The sequence below is a fragment of the Streptomyces yatensis genome (assembly GCF_018069625.1).
Taxonomy (GTDB): Bacteria; Actinomycetota; Actinomycetes; order Streptomycetales; family Streptomycetaceae; genus Streptomyces; species Streptomyces yatensis.
Genome location: NZ_CP072941.1, coordinates 5638138 through 5650703 on the forward strand (window position 1 = coordinate 5638138; position 12566 = coordinate 5650703).

A 12566-nucleotide genomic window follows, 5' to 3' on the forward strand; every position below is an offset into this window, starting at 1 on the left:
AGTTGTCCACAGGTCCCGGCCGCGGCCGAACTCCCCCGGAAACACTCGCGTAGCATGGCGGGGAATCGTCCGGTACCCCCTGAGGACTGGAACGGAAGGCCGCTGTCGCGTGAACGCACAACCACTTCCCGAGCCGCAGGACCGCCCGGCCCGGCTCACCGTCGGGGTCGTGGGCGCGGGCCGCGTCGGCCCGGCCCTCGCCGCCTCGCTGCGGCTGGCCGGACACCGCCCGGTCGCCGCCTCCGGTGTCTCCGACGCCTCCGTGCGCCGGGCCGCCGCCCTGCTCCCCGAGGTCCCGATCGTCCCGCCCTCCGAGGTGCTGGCGCGGGCCGAGCTGGTGCTGCTCACCGTCCCCGACGACGCGCTCCCGGAGCTGATCGCGGGCCTGACCGAAACCGGTGCGGTGCGCCCCGGCCAGCTGCTGGTGCACACCTCCGGCCGCTATGGCGTCAGTGTGCTGGAGCCCGCGCTGCGGGCCGGTGCGCTGCCGCTCGCGCTGCACCCCGTCATGACCTTCACCGGCACCTCGGTGGACGTCCAGCGGCTGGCCGGCTGCTCCTTCGGCGTCACCGCCCCCGAGGAGCTGCGGCTGGCGGCCGAGGCGCTGGTCATCGAGATGGGCGGGGAGCCCGAGTGGATCGCGGAGGAGTCCCGTCCGCTCTATCACGCCGCCCTCGCCATCGGCGCCAACCACCTCACCACGCTGGTCGCCCAGTCCCTGGAGCTGCTGCGCGCCTCCGGGGTCGAGGCCCCCGACCGGATGCTCGGCCCCCTCCTCGGGGCCGCGCTGGACAACGCGCTGCGCAGCGGCGACGCCGCGCTGACCGGCCCGGTCGCGCGCGGCGACGCGGGCACGGTCGCCGCCCATGTCGCCGAGCTGCGGCGGCACGCCCCGCACGCCGTCGCCGGCTATCTGGCCATGGCCCGGACGACCGCGGACCGGGCGCTCGCGCACGGCCTGCTCAAGCCGGAGCTCGCGGAGGACCTGCTGGGCGTGCTCTCGGATGTGACCGACGCACGGGGCCGGGGAGGCAGTGAGTCATGAGCCCGAAGCTGTGGACCAAGGCGCTTCCTGGGGAGCCGGATGTGGAGCTGTTCCGCCATCGCTCGGATCTGGACGCGGCGCTCGCCCACTTCGCCGTGCCGGGGCGCACGGCCGTCGTGATGACCATGGGCGCGCTGCACGACGGACACGCCTCGCTCATCCGCGCCGCCCGTGACCGGGTGGGCGCCAAGGGCCTGGTGACCGTCACCGTCTTCGTCAATCCGCTGCAGTTCGGCGCGGGCGAGGACCTCGACCGCTATCCGCGCACCCTCGACGCCGACCTCGAGGTCGCGGCCGAGGCGGGCGCGGACATCGTCTTCGCCCCGTCCGCCGAGGAGATGTATCCGGGCGGCGAGCCGCAGATCCGGATCACCGCCGGCTCCATGGGCGAGCGCTATGAGGGCGCCTCGCGGCCCGGCCACTTCGACGGGATGCTCACCGTCGTCGCCAAGCTGCTCCATCTCACCCGCCCCGACGCCGCCTTCTTCGGCGAGAAGGACGCCCAGCAGCTGGCGCTGGTCCGCCGGATGGCGCGCGACCTGGACTTCCCGGTCGAGATCGTCGGCGTCCCCACCGTCCGGGAGGGCGACGGCCTCGCCCTCTCCAGCCGTAACCGCTATCTGTCGGCCCAGGAGCGGGACACCGCGCTGGCCCTGTCCCGGGCGCTGTTCGCGGGGCGGGACGCGGGGCTGCTGGCGGCCGGGGAAGGCCCGGCAGGCGCCGAGGAGCACGAGCTGATACGGGTCGCGTCCCCCGCCGCGGTGCGGTCCGCGGCGCGGGTGGTGCTGGACGAGGCGGCGCGGCTCGAACCGCCGCTCGTCCTCGACTATCTGGGCCTGGCCGACCCCGCCGACTTCACCGAGGTGTCCGACGGATACACCGGCGAGGCCGTGCTGGCCGTCGCGGCCAAGGTCGGCGCCACCCGCCTGATAGACAACATCCGCCTGTGGATCGGAGCCGCCCGATGACCCATCCGACCGGGCGGCCCGACGCCGCGTCCCCCGCCACGGCCCTGCGCGCGCCCGCCCCAGGCTGGGCCACCGAGGCCGATGTCGTGGTCGTCGGCTCCGGGGTCGCCGGGCTGACCGTGGCGCTGCGCTGTGCCGCGGCCGGGGCCAAGGTCACCGTGGTCACCAAGGCCCGCCTGGACGACGGCTCCACGCGCTGGGCCCAGGGCGGCATAGCCGCCGCCCTCGGCGAGGGCGACACCCCCGAGCAGCATCTGGACGACACCCTGGTGGCCGGCGCCGGGCTCTGCGACGAGCGGGCGGTACGGACGCTGGTCACCGAGGGACCCGACGCGGTGCGCCGGCTCATCGCCACCGGCGCCCGCTTCGACGCCGACGACGACACCGGCGAGATCCTGCTGACCCGCGAGGGCGGCCACCACCGCCGCCGGATCGCCCACGCGGGCGGCGACGCGACCGGCGCGGAGATCTCCCGGGCCCTGGTCGAGGCGGTGCGCGCGGCCGGTATCGACACCGTGGAGAACGCCCTGGTGCTCGACCTGCTGGGGGACGGCTCCGGCCGGACGGCCGGGGTCACCCTGCACGTCATGGGCGAGGGCCAGCGGGACGGCGTGGGCGCGGTGCGGGCGGGCGCGGTCGTCCTCGCCACCGGCGGCATGGGCCAGATCTTCTCCGCGACCACCAACCCCGCCGTCTCCACCGGCGACGGGGTCGCGCTCGCGCTGCGCGCCGGGGCCGAGGTCAGCGATCTGGAGTTCGTGCAGTTCCACCCCACGGTGCTGTGGCTGGGCCCGGAGGCGGAGGGCCAGCAGCCGCTGGTCTCGGAGGCGGTGCGCGGCGAGGGCGCCCATCTCGTCGACGCCGACGGGGTGCGCTTCATGCAGGGGCAGCACGAGCTGGCCGAGCTGGCGCCCCGTGACATCGTCGCCAAGGGCATCATGCGGCGGATGCGGGAGCGCGGCGCCGAGCATATGTACCTGGACGCCCGCCACTTCGGGGCCCGGATGTGGGAGCGGCGCTTTCCGACCATCCTGGCCGCCTGCCGCGCGCACGGCATCGACCCGGTGACCGAGCCCATCCCGGTCGCCCCGGCCGCGCACTACGCGAGCGGCGGGGTCCGCACCGATCTGCGGGGCCGCACCACCGTCCCCGGGCTCTACGCCTGCGGGGAGGTCGCCTGCACCGGCGTGCACGGCGCCAACCGGCTGGCCTCCAACTCCCTTCTGGAGGGCCTGGTCTTCGCGGAGCGCATCGCGGAGGACATCACCGCCGGAGCCGATGGCCCCGCGCGCCCCGCCGCGCCCCCCGAGCGGCCGTACGCGGGTGTCCCCGGCGAGGCGCCCCTGCTCGCCTCCGAGGCCCGCTACGAGATCCAGCACATCATGACCCAGGGCGCCGGAGTGCTGCGCTCCGCCGAGAGCCTGGCCCGCGCCGCCGACCGCCTGGAGCGCGTCCACGACGACGCCGTGGCGCAGCTGCGGCGGGACGGCAAGACGGCCGAGCCCGGGGTCGAGACCTGGGAGGCCACCAACCTCCATCTGGTCGCCCGGGTCCTGGTCGCCGCCGCGCTCCGCCGGGAGGAGACCCGCGGCTGCCACTGGCGCGAGGACCGCCCCGAGCGGGACGACGCGGCCTGGCGCCGCCACCTCCTGGTCACCCTCCGCCCGGACGGCGCCCTCGATGTCCGTGCCACCGACTCCGAAGCGTTTCCCCCATCGACCACCCCCCGAACCGAGACGGAGTCCCGCCCGTGAGCAGCACCTCCGAAGACCGCCAGCCATCCGTGTCCCTGCCGCTGCTGCAGATCGGCCGCCCCGGCGAGGCGGCGGGCTGCGGTGACGCCTGCGGCTGCGGCGACGACGCCGACGGCTCCGGGCTCGACCCGATGGAGTGCGGTCTGGACCCCGACCTGGCCGAGCTGCTGATCGGTGCCGGACTCGACCCCATCCAGGTCGAGGACATCGCGCACATGGCCATCGAGGAGGACCTCGACCAGGGCGTGGACGTCACCACCGTGGCCACCGTCCCCGAGGACGCCTTCGCCACCGGGGACTTCACGGCCCGTGAGGCGGGCACCGTCGCGGGGCTGCGGATCGCCGAGGCGATCCTGTCCGTCGTCTGTACGGACGAGTTCGAGGTCGAGCGGCATGTCGAGGACGGCGACCGGGTGGCGGCGGGCCAGAAGCTGCTCAGCGTCCGCACCCGCACCCGCGACCTGCTCACCGGTGAGCGCAGCGCGCTCAACCTCCTGTGCCGGCTCTCCGGTATCGCGACGGCGACCCGTGCGTGGGCCGATGCCCTCGACGGGACGAAGACCAAGGTCCGTGACACCCGTAAGACCACCCCGGGGCTGCGCGCCCTGGAGAAGTACGCGGTGCGCTGCGGCGGCGGGGTCAACCACCGGATGTCGCTCTCGGACGCCGCGCTGGTCAAGGACAACCACGTGATCGCGGCGGGCGGCGTCGCGGAGGCGTTCGGCGCCGTGCGGGCCGAGTTCCCCGATGTGCCGATCGAGGTGGAGGTCGACACCCTCGACCAGATCCCGCCGGTCCTGGAGGCGGGCGCGGACCTCATCCTGCTGGACAACTTCACCCCGGAGCGCACCCGCGAGGCCGTCGAGCTGGTCGCCGGGCGGGCCGCGCTGGAGTCCTCGGGGCGGCTGACGCTGGCAGGCGCCCGTACGTACGCCGAGACGGGCGTCGACTATCTGGCGGTCGGCGCGCTCACCCACTCCTCCCCGATCCTGGACATCGGCCTGGACCTGCGCGAGGCCGAGGGGAAGTAATCGATGCTGCTGACCATCGACGTCGGAAACACGCACACCGTGTTGGGCCTGTTCGACGGCGAGGAGATCGTCGAGCACTGGCGGATCTCCACCGACGCCCGCCGCACCGCCGATGAACTCGCCGTCCTGCTGCAGGGTCTGATGGGCATGCACCCGCTGCTCGGCGAGGAGCTGGGCGACGGCATCGCGGGCATCTCCATCTGCTCCACCGTCCCCTCGGTCCTCCACGAGCTGCGCGAGGTGACCCGCCGCTACTACGGCGATGTGCCGTCCGTCCTGGTCGAGCCGGGCGTGAAGACCGGCGTGCCGATCCTGATGGACAACCCCAAGGAGGTCGGCGCCGACCGGATCATCAACGCGCTGGCCGCGGTCGAGCTGTACGAGGGTCCGTGCGTGGTCGTCGACTTCGGCACCGCGACGACCTTCGACGCGGTGAGCGCGCGCGGGGAGTACGTGGGCGGGGTGATCGCGCCGGGCATCGAGATCTCGGTCGAGGCGCTGGGCGTACGCGGGGCGCAATTGCGCAAGATCGAGCTGGCCCGCCCGCGCAGCGTGATCGGGAAGAACACGGTGGAGGCCATGCAGTCCGGCATCCTCTACGGCTTCGCGGGCCAGGTGGACGGGATCGTCCGCCGAATGGCGCGGGAGCTGGCGCAGGACCCGGAGGACGTCACCGTGATCGCCACCGGCGGGCTGGCGCCCATGGTGCTAGGAGAATCCTCAGTGATCGATGAGCATGAACCCTGGTTGACCCTGATCGGCCTCAGACTGGTCTACGAGCGGAACGTCTCGCGCGGCTGAGCACCGGCGATCAGCTCTTCACCTGCGTGCTCGGCCGTATTGACGGCATTCCGAAACGAATTCCCGCGCTCTGGATTCGCCGGGGGCGCCGATCGCTCTTCGCCATTGGTCACGGAGCGGTCAAGGGAAAGACGGCACTTCGAATTCCGTATTGACAAGCGGAAGGGCCGTCGACCACGTACACCGGCACCCGGATGCGACGGTCCGCCCCGGGTGCCGGGTCCGGACGGGGCCGCCTCGGCGCGGCCCCGTCCGGCGCTTCCCCCGTATGGCGGTTCGACGTCCGCAACGCGCCGCACCGTCCGGCGCTGAGCGAAATTTGTCCGCTTAGCACTTAAAGTCGCTCCATGCCCACGCCATATGGATCCCGCGGCGGAATGGCGTTCAGTGCGGATGAGCTGCGTGTGCTCCGACGCGCCCTCGCCATCGCCCTCCGACCCGACCCCGTCACTCCCTCTGCCGGCCCCCTCGGCCCGGACCGGGCGGAGGAGGTCCAGGACTGTCTCCGGCTCGCCGAGGCCGTGGACGAAGCGGTCCGCGAGGGCGGGCGGCTGCGAGCGTTCCTGCTCGACGAGCTCGCCCGCTACCGCGCCGCCCTGCCCGGCGCCGCCGTCGGCTATCTCGAGCAGCTCCAGGGCGCCCTCGCGGCCGGTTACGAGCCGCTGGCCGAGGATCTGGCCGCGCTCCGCGCACTGTGCGGGTCGGCCGCCGGGGGTGGTGAGGCGACGCGCCGGCGCGCGCTGCTGAGCCACTGCGAGCGCCTTGCCGAGCGGGGCGTGCGCGCCCGGCTCGCGGAGCGCGCCGGCGCCGTCGTGCAGCCGCGCACGAGCCCCGTGGGCCCTCGGCTGCGTGCCCTGCCCGGCGGGGTCTCGGCGGCGCCCGGGGCGGCCGCGCGGGGAGTGGCGCGAAAGGGCGCGGAGACCGTGCGGGAGGCCCTTCAGAAGGCCGACGAGCCCAAGCGGGAGCCGCAGCCGCGCAAGAAGCCCGCGGCGCCGGAACACGGCGACCGCGAGGAGCCGAAGCGACGGGAGCCCGGCCGCCGGGCGCCGCGCCCGGGGCGTCCGGTGCCCACGCCGGCGGAGGTCTTCCCGCCCAAGCGCCGCCCCTCGCCGCCCCCGGAGCACGGGTCGGGCCTCGGCGCCGGGGCCCGTTCCGCCTGAGCCCGCCGGGCCCGCCCCCGGCCCGCCGCGCCCGGACCGGTGCCCGGCTCCGGGAGGCCGCGGCGCGCCGCGTAATCTGGTGGTCTCGAGCAATAAGGAGGCCGAGAGCCATGGATTATGTCTCCGCGCTGATCCCGCCCGTCGTTATGGCCGTGGCCTTCACCGCGCTCATCGTGACGATGGTGAAGAGCCAGGGCGGCGCCAACAAGTCCAAGGAGGACGCCGCGGTGGACGCGGTGCTGGCGGCCCGCTCCGAGGCCGAGGGCCCGGCCCCGGAGCGCGAGACGGCCTGATCGGATCGATCGGGCCCATCGCGCGCCGCCGCCCCCGCACCGCACGGCGGCAGCACGCCGGACCACGCCCCAGGACGCATCGCGTTCCGGGGCGTGCGGCTTTTCCCGCGCAGACCTCCCGACATTCGGGACATCTCCCACTATTATTCTCCGTGTGCCTAGGCCATTGGGAGATCTCGAAGACGCGGTGATGACGCGGGTGTGGAAGTGGAACCGCCCGGTCACGGTCCGCGAAGTGCTGGAAGACCTTCAGCGGGAACGCTCGATCGCCTACACCACCGTCATGACGGTAATGGACAACCTCCATCACAAGGGCTGGCTGCGCCGGGAGGTGGAAGGCCGCGCCTATCGATATGCCGCGGTCTCCACGCGCGCCGCCTACTCGGCCGCACTGATGAACGAAGCGTGGTCGACCAGTGACAACCCCGCGGCCGCTCTCGTCGCGTTCTTCGGGATGATGTCCGAAGAGCAGCGCGACGCACTACGGGATGCCATGCGCGTCGCACAACTGGGGGAGACCGGGGAGAGCCCCGGTGAGTCGGGGCGATGACCCAGGGCGATAGCGTCCGGGCATGTCCTCCCCACTATCAAAAGTAGTCACCGTCCGCCGTGCCCGGACCGGCGATGTACGAGCGGTGCGCCGCCTCATCGACTCCTACGTGGACGATCGCATCCTGCTCGACAAAGCCACCGTGACGCTTTACGAGGACATCCAGGAGTTCTGGGTCGCCGAGCGCGACGAGGACGCTGAGGTCATTGGCTGTGGAGCGCTGCACGTCATGTGGGAAGACCTCGCGGAGGTCCGCACTCTCGCCGTCGATCGGACTCTCAAGGGCACCGGCGTAGGCCACCTGGTGCTCGACAAGCTGTTGCAGACGGCGCGCTGGCTGGGGGTGCGGCGCATTTTCTGCCTCACCTTCGAAGTCGACTTCTTCACCAGGCACGGCTTCGTGGAGATCGGCGAGACGCCGGTCGACGGCGATGTGTACAGCGAGCTCCTGCGTTCCTATGACGAGGGCGTCGCCGAGTTCCTTGGTCTCGAACGGGTGAAGCCGAACACCCTTGGCAACAGCCGGATGCTTCTGCAACTGTGATCGCGGGCCCTATGTCCGAATCGCTCCCCTATCACATAGCTCCGGAACATGACCTTCCATGAGGCTTCCCGCTTGGTGGATCGGTCGAACCTTCCCGGGGGGTTTGTGTTTTTCCGGGAAAGGCGGTTTCCTATTCTCTCGTAGTGTAATTACCTGGGGGGTGAGTCATCAGCGGCTAACGCCGCACCCCCGAGCCCCCCGTTTTCCCTGAAAGGAACCCCATGGCACAGAAGGTTCAGGTCCTTCTTGTCGACGACCTCGACGGCGGCGAGGCGGACGAGACCGTGACGTTCTCCCTTGACGGCAAGAGCTACGAGATCGACCTCACCACCACCAACGCGGACAAGCTCCGTGACGCCCTGGAGCCCTACACCAAGGGCGGCCGGCGCACCGGTGGCCGGGCTTCCGGCGGCCGGGGCAAGGCGCGCGCGGCGTCGGGCGGCAGCCAGGACACCGCGAAGATCCGCGCCTGGGCGAAGGAGAACGGCTACGAGGTCAACGACCGCGGCCGTGTTCCGGCGACCGTTCGTGAGGCATACGAGAAGGCCAACGGCTGAGCGCGTCAGCCTTTCCCGGCTCGCCGCTGCCTCGGCAGCGGCCGGGCGCGCACCAATCGGGTGCGGTGGCATTCGGTGGCCGCCGCGTTCACGAGCCGTACGAGATCGGGGGCGCCCCCATCGCCCCCGAAGCCTGTCCTCGGCAGCGTTGGCTCCACCTCGCCCTTCGGGTCGGGAGGTCGCAGCCATACGGCGGCCTCCTGCGGGCATCGCTCTCCGGGCGCCCCGGCGTCCAGGGCCGGCGGCCAGGAGCGGGAGGGGCATGGCGCGGTGATCCGGCCACCGGCGCCGATCGCGCCCAGGTCCAGTGCCACACCGCCCCACTCCAGCCAGTCGAGCAGCCCCGGAAGCTCGTCGGCGCTGCCAGGGGCCACCAGAAGTCGCATCCAGGCGCCCTCCACCGCGACCGGACCGGTCCGCGGTACGCGCCGCAGCATCGCCCGTCCGGCCACGGCCGGCAGTTCGATGACGTCGAAGGCCACCCCCGTGAGCAATTCGACGGGATCGCTGCCGGCCGTCGGCCAGCCCAGCTCCCGCTCGTACCGGAGTGACGACTCGCACCGGCGCGACGACTGGCACCGGTGTGCCGAGGGGGCCGGTGCCGGTGCGGACGGCCTCGCGCCGTGGACCCTGTGGATCATGCCCAGCAGAACTCTCCGCCCGCCCGCTTGGTTACGCTCCGGATGACCTACCGTGCGGGCCCGTGTGCGCACCGTGCCCGTAGGGGGCCGTGCAGGGCCGGTGAACGGGCGCAAGGGTGTTCGCCCGTAGCGGATGGAACCGGCCTCCCCGGCATGGAGTATCTGTGCTTGCGGGTAAGACATCCCTAGTGGGGAGGGGCGGTCCGCGTGTCGGGAGGAAGCGGCGTTCGCCATCGGCGTACTGGCGGTGGGCGTAGATGCCTGGCCTGCGGGAACATCGTCTCGCACCATCGGGTTAAGGCAGTTGTCGGCTGTTCGGGCAGGGAGCCAGTGGCTGTTTGCCCCGCGCGAGCGGGGGTGATCCGGACGGTTGTCGGCAGTTGGAATGAGCTGTCCCGGGTTGCGGGACTAGCATGCGGAAGGACAGGGAGGGGATCGTCCCCGATCTTTCTGACCGCTCTGAGGAGCGATTAACGATGTTCGAGAGGTTCACCGACCGCGCGCGGCGGGTTGTCGTCCTGGCTCAGGAAGAAGCCCGGATGCTCAACCACAACTACATCGGCACCGAACACATCCTCCTGGGCCTGATCCACGAGGGTGAGGGTGTCGCCGCTAAGGCCCTGGAGAGCCTCGGGATTTCGCTCGAGGCGGTCCGCCAGCAGGTGGAGGAGATCATCGGGCAGGGCCAGCAGGCCCCGTCCGGGCACATCCCCTTCACCCCCCGTGCCAAGAAGGTCCTGGAGCTGTCGCTCCGCGAGGCCCTTCAGCTCGGCCACAACTACATCGGTACGGAGCACATCCTGCTCGGCCTGATCCGCGAGGGCGAGGGCGTCGCCGCCCAGGTCCTCGTGAAGCTGGGCGCCGATCTGAACCGGGTGCGGCAGCAGGTCATCCAGCTGCTCTCCGGCTACCAGGGCAAGGAGGCCGCCACCGCCGGCGGCCCGGCGGAGGGCACTCCCTCCACCTCGCTCGTCCTGGACCAGTTCGGCCGCAATCTCACCCAGGCCGCCCGCGAATCCAAGCTCGACCCGGTCATCGGGCGCGAGAAGGAGATCGAGCGGGTCATGCAGGTGCTTTCGCGCCGCACCAAGAACAACCCGGTCCTCATCGGCGAGCCCGGCGTCGGCAAGACGGCGGTCGTCGAGGGACTGGCCCAGGCCATCGTCAAGGGCGAGGTGCCCGAGACCCTCAAGGACAAGCACCTCTACACCCTGGACCTGGGCGCCCTGGTCGCCGGCTCCCGCTACCGCGGTGATTTCGAGGAGCGCCTGAAGAAGGTGCTCAAGGAGATCCGCACCCGCGGCGACATCATCCTGTTCATCGACGAGCTCCACACCCTGGTGGGTGCGGGTGCCGCCGAGGGCGCGATCGATGCCGCCAGCATCCTCAAGCCGATGCTGGCGCGGGGCGAGCTGCAGACCATCGGCGCGACCACGCTCGACGAGTACCGCAAGTACCTGGAGAAGGACGCGGCCCTGGAGCGCCGCTTCCAGCCCATCCAGGTCGCCGAGCCGTCGCTGCCCCACACCATCGAGATCCTCAAGGGCCTGCGGGACCGCTACGAGGCGCACCACCGCGTCTCGATCACGGACTCGGCCCTGGTCGCGGCCGCCACCCTGGCCGACCGCTACATCTCGGACCGCTTCCTGCCGGACAAGGCGATCGACCTGATCGACGAGGCCGGTTCCCGGATGCGGATCCGCCGGATGACCGCACCGCCGGACCTGCGCGAATTCGACGAGAAGATCGCCGATGTGCGCCGGGAGAAGGAGTCCGCGATCGACTCGCAGGACTTCGAGATGGCCGCGGGCCTGCGCGACAAGGAGAAGCAGCTCCTGGCCGCCAAGGCGAAGCGGGAGAAGGAGTGGAAGGCCGGCGACATGGACGTCGTCGCCGAGGTCGACGAGGAGCTGATCGCCGAGGTCCTGGCCACGGCCACGGGCATCCCGGTCTTCAAGCTGACCGAGGAGGAGTCCTCCCGGCTGCTGCGCATGGAGGACGAGCTGCACAAGCGCGTCATCGGCCAGAAGGACGCCATCAAGGCGCTCTCCCAGGCCATCCGGCGCACGCGTGCGGGCCTCAAGGACCCCAAGCGCCCCGGTGGCTCGTTCATCTTCGCGGGCCCGTCCGGTGTCGGTAAGACCGAGCTCAGCAAGACCCTCGCCGAATTCCTCTTCGGCGACGAGGACGCGATGATCTCGCTCGACATGTCGGAGTTCAGCGAGAAGCACACCGTCTCGCGGCTCTTCGGCTCCCCGCCCGGATACGTGGGCTACGAGGAGGGCGGCCAGCTCACCGAGAAGGTGCGCCGCAAGCCGTTCTCCGTGGTCCTCTTCGACGAGGTCGAGAAGGCCCACCCGGACATCTTCAACTCGCTGCTGCAGATCCTGGAGGACGGTCGGCTGACCGACTCCCAGGGCCGGGTCGTGGACTTCAAGAACACGGTGATCATCATGACCACCAACCTCGGCACCCGGGACATCTCCAAGGGCTTCAACCTGGGCTTCGCCGCCCAGGGCGATGTGAAGACCGGCTACGAGCGGATGAAGAACAAGGTCAACGAGGAGCTCAAGCAGCACTTCCGGCCCGAGTTCCTCAACCGTGTCGACGACACGGTCGTCTTCCACCAGCTCACCGAGGAAGACATCATCCAGATCGTCGACCTCATGACCACCAAGGTGGACGAGCGGCTCAAGGACCGCGACATGGGCATCGAGCTCAGCGGTGACGCCAAGAAGCTGCTCGCCAAGCGGGGCTACGACCCCGTGCTGGGCGCCCGGCCGCTGCGCCGGACGATCCAGCGCGAGATCGAGGACGTGCTCTCGGAGAAGATCCTCTTCGGCGAGCTGCGTCCGGGCCACATCGTGGTCGTGGACACCGAGGGCGAGGGTGAGGAGAAGAAGTTCACCTTCCGCGGCGAGGAGAAGTCGGCGCTGCCCGACACCCCGCCGATCGAGTCCGCCGCCGGTGGCGCGGGCCCGAACCTCAGCAAGGAGGCGTAAGGCGGAGCCGCGGCAACGCGGCGCCGTCCCTCGCCACGGGGCCGCCCCGGACCGTTCCGGTCCGGGGCGGCTCCCTTTTGCGTGGGCGGGGCAGCGGTCTTGTCCGTAGGCAGGCCCCTGAGGGGCCCTGACGGGGCTCTGCGGGCCCTGGGGGTTTCCCTGGACTTCTCCCCTGGCACGGGGGCGAACGGGAGGCAGGGGCTGCCCAGGCGGTCGGCGG

12 protein-coding genes are annotated in these 12566 nt (G+C 71.6%); 11 read left to right on the top strand and 1 reads right to left on the bottom strand.

Annotated elements, in window-relative coordinates:
- Positions 1 to 109: 109 nt before the first annotated feature.
- The 10 genes from J8403_RS23730 to J8403_RS23775 all read left to right on the top strand — a co-directional run bounded on the left by J8403_RS23730 (position 110) and on the right by J8403_RS23775 (position 8703).
- A complete protein-coding gene (locus J8403_RS23730) occupies positions 110 to 1045 on the top strand; it encodes a Rossmann-like and DUF2520 domain-containing protein (protein WP_211124919.1) in 936 nt (311 codons plus the stop codon).
- Positions 1042 to 2013 carry a pantoate--beta-alanine ligase gene (gene panC / locus J8403_RS23735; RefSeq protein ID WP_211124920.1) on the top strand — a complete coding sequence of 324 codons (972 nt, stop codon included), beginning with the start codon at positions 1042 to 1044 and terminating at the stop codon, positions 2011 to 2013. The genes J8403_RS23730 and panC overlap by 4 nt, the downstream gene beginning before the upstream one ends.
- Complete coding sequence (locus J8403_RS23740; protein ID WP_211124921.1) at positions 2010 to 3767, top strand: L-aspartate oxidase; 1758 nt, start codon at positions 2010 to 2012, stop codon at positions 3765 to 3767. Before panC ends, J8403_RS23740 begins: the two co-directional genes overlap by 4 nt.
- The gene (gene nadC, locus J8403_RS23745) at positions 3764 to 4798 is read left to right on the top strand and encodes a carboxylating nicotinate-nucleotide diphosphorylase (RefSeq protein ID WP_211124922.1); all 1035 of its coding nucleotides are present in this window, start codon (positions 3764 to 3766) and stop codon (positions 4796 to 4798) included. The genes J8403_RS23740 and nadC overlap by 4 nt, the downstream gene beginning before the upstream one ends.
- Positions 4799 to 4801: 3 nt before the next feature.
- Complete coding sequence (locus tag J8403_RS23750) at positions 4802 to 5599, top strand: type III pantothenate kinase (RefSeq protein ID WP_059142477.1); 798 nt, start codon at positions 4802 to 4804, stop codon at positions 5597 to 5599.
- 347 nt (positions 5600 to 5946) lie between these two features.
- The gene (locus J8403_RS23755; protein WP_246585952.1) at positions 5947 to 6759 is read left to right on the top strand and encodes a hypothetical protein; all 813 of its coding nucleotides are present in this window, start codon (positions 5947 to 5949) and stop codon (positions 6757 to 6759) included.
- A gap of 110 nt (positions 6760 to 6869) precedes the next feature.
- Positions 6870 to 7052, top strand: coding sequence for a hypothetical protein (locus J8403_RS23760; protein ID WP_078642160.1), 183 nt, complete (start codon positions 6870 to 6872; stop codon positions 7050 to 7052).
- 154 nt (positions 7053 to 7206) lie between these two features.
- On the top strand, positions 7207 to 7602 hold the full coding sequence (locus J8403_RS23765; protein ID WP_078642159.1) for a BlaI/MecI/CopY family transcriptional regulator: 396 nt from the start codon (positions 7207 to 7209) through the stop codon (positions 7600 to 7602).
- Between the two features lie 22 nt (positions 7603 to 7624).
- Positions 7625 to 8146, top strand: coding sequence for an amino-acid N-acetyltransferase (locus tag J8403_RS23770; protein ID WP_014061627.1), 522 nt, complete (start codon positions 7625 to 7627; stop codon positions 8144 to 8146).
- 221 nt (positions 8147 to 8367) lie between these two features.
- On the top strand, positions 8368 to 8703 hold the full coding sequence (locus J8403_RS23775; protein ID WP_059142482.1) for a histone-like nucleoid-structuring protein Lsr2: 336 nt from the start codon (positions 8368 to 8370) through the stop codon (positions 8701 to 8703).
- A gap of 5 nt (positions 8704 to 8708) precedes the next feature.
- On the opposite strand, the gene J8403_RS23780 is transcribed toward J8403_RS23775, so the two are convergent.
- On the bottom strand, positions 8709 to 9344 hold the full coding sequence (locus J8403_RS23780; RefSeq protein WP_211124923.1) for an SCO3374 family protein: 636 nt from the start codon (positions 9342 to 9344) through the stop codon (positions 8709 to 8711).
- Positions 9345 to 9820: 476 nt separating this feature from the next.
- Here J8403_RS23780 and J8403_RS23785 point away from each other — a divergent pair, with 476 nt between their 5' ends.
- The gene (locus J8403_RS23785) at positions 9821 to 12346 is read left to right on the top strand and encodes an ATP-dependent Clp protease ATP-binding subunit (protein ID WP_093462814.1); all 2526 of its coding nucleotides are present in this window, start codon (positions 9821 to 9823) and stop codon (positions 12344 to 12346) included.
- Positions 12347 to 12566 lie beyond the last annotated feature (220 nt).